The following is a 583-nucleotide window of genomic DNA, read 5'->3' on the forward strand; positions in this document are numbered from 1 at the left end:
TACTTTAGCCGGATGATCGCGATCAGTTGGAGGTGGAACTTCCGGAGCGTGAGTTACGATAGCATCGATTACAGGCAGTTCTGAAGAAGGAGTCTCTGCAGCAGCTTGTGAGTTGGAAGCGGCAGGAGCTTCAGCAGAAGCGGTAGCAGCTGGAGTTTCAGCAGGTTTAGCAGCTTGCTCGCCGCATGCGGCCAGTGCAAATACAGAAGCGATAAGTGCGGCTAAGGTTTGGCGTTTCATGTTTAAAGTTTCCTTATAGTAAGAAAAGTTAAGAATCCTGATAGGATGGTTTGAAGTTTTGTATGATTATGTAGGCGCTTGTTTGGTCATATTTTGATGTAAATCAAATTGTTCAGGGAATATGAATCTTTTAATCCCTAAATACTCCTTTAGAAGTATAAAAAAATACATCGAAAAGTTTAATTTTGTGTGAAAATGTTAGCGAGAACTTAACACAAAATACGATAAAGGAGGGTTTGTATAAGAAAATGGGAATCAATATCATATAAGTTAATGGTTTTAAAGGAATATTATTGACAAAATATTTCTTTACTTTTAAAACCGTGATACAATCTTTAACATT

General features: G+C 37.6%; 1 pseudogene. It reads right to left on the minus strand.

The features are described 5' to 3' along the window. Positions 1 to 240, minus strand: a pseudogene (locus tag ACTHSP_RS21360) (copper-containing nitrite reductase); the annotation flags it as partial. Between the last annotated feature and the right edge of the window lie 343 nt (positions 241 to 583).

This window comes from Neisseria sp. P0001.S005 (assembly GCF_051963715.1).